We start from the raw sequence: 1,306 nt of genomic DNA, 5'->3' as shown, positions 1-1,306 counted from the left end.
CGTAGTGGCTGCCGGCGAATTCGCGCAGCAGGTTGTCCATCACGGTGTTGCGTTTGGGGTCGTGGTCCAGTGGGCGTTGGACCTGTTGGTTTTTTTCATCCAGCAGGTTGCTGGCCGGGTCGAAGGCGAAGGTTTCGACGCCCAGGCGGCTGGTGGCGTTGAGCAGTCGGCCCACCGGGTCGTAGCGGTAAGACAGCGGCCCACGGCGGCTGTCGTGGATGTCGGTCAGTTGGCTGGCTGCGTCGTACTGATAGGCGCGCTTGAGCAGGGTAGTTTTGTCGTCGCTGCGGCCTAAAAGCTGTTCTTGCAGGCGCCCGGCCGGGTCCCATTGTTGGGTCTGGAGCAGGTGGTTGCCCTGGTGGCGGGCGACTTCGCGGTGCAGGTCGTCGCGTTCGTAGCCGATCAGTTCGTGTTCGTCGAGGCGCAGGCCCAGCAGGTGGCCGCTGCCGTAGGTCAGCCAGCTCACTCTGTGCCCGTCCGGGCGGGTGGTGGCGATGCGTTGGTTGAGCACGTCGTATTCGTGCTGCCACACGGCGACCACCGGGGTTTGCAAACTCAGGTAGTGCTGGTGTTCGCGCAGCAGGTTGCCTGCCGGGTCGTGGAACCATTGCAGGCGGCTGTCGGCGTTGCTGGCCATGACCAAATTGCCGTTGCCGTCGTAGGCGAAGGTTTCGGTTTGGGTGGTGCCGCCCAGGCGTGCGGTGCGCTCGATGAGGCGGCCGGTGGGGTCGAACTCGACCTGGGTGGTGCGCTGGCCGTCGACGGTGCTGGCCAGGCGCCCGGTTGATTCGTCGTACGCGTACAGGGTGCTGCGTCCGTCAAACCCGGTCTCTTTGAGCAGGCGGCCAACCGGGTCGTAATGAAAGGTCGCCTGTTGCCGGTTTTCGTTTTCCAGCGCGAGCAGTTGCCCGAGGCGGTCCCAGCGGTAGCGCAGGGTCTGTTCGGCGGCGTCGATACGTTCGTCGATCAAACCGGCGGCGGTGTAGCGCCAGGTGGTGCAGCGGTTGAGGCCATCGGTGTGGGCCAGCAGTCGGCCTTCGGCGTCGCGGCTGAAGCGTTCTTCGGTGTTGTCCGGGTGGGTGATCAGGATCAGTTGCCCGGACTTGTATTCGTACTCGGTTTTGTTGCCCGCGGCATCGGTGAAGCAGACCATCTGGCCGAGGTCGTTGTATTTCCAAGCGCTGGTTTTTCCGGAGCAGTCGGTGTACTGCACCAGTTGCCCGGCATCGTTGTAAGCAAGGGTCTTTTCGTTGCCGTTGGCGTCTTTGATGGCGCTCGGCAAGCCCGCTGCGGTGTAGGCGTATTC

General features: G+C 63.9%; 1 pseudogene. It reads right to left on the bottom strand.

The annotated features are described in order from the left end of the window. A pseudogene (locus BKD70_RS00070) lies at nt 1-1,306 on the bottom strand (RHS repeat protein); the annotation flags it as partial.

The organism is Pseudomonas sp. BS-2016, from assembly GCF_001806145.1.
GTDB classification, from domain to species: Bacteria; Pseudomonadota; Gammaproteobacteria; order Pseudomonadales; family Pseudomonadaceae; genus Aquipseudomonas; species Aquipseudomonas lundensis.
Note: the sequence above shows the minus strand (reverse complement) of the source record. Positions and strands in the feature narration are given on the sequence as shown.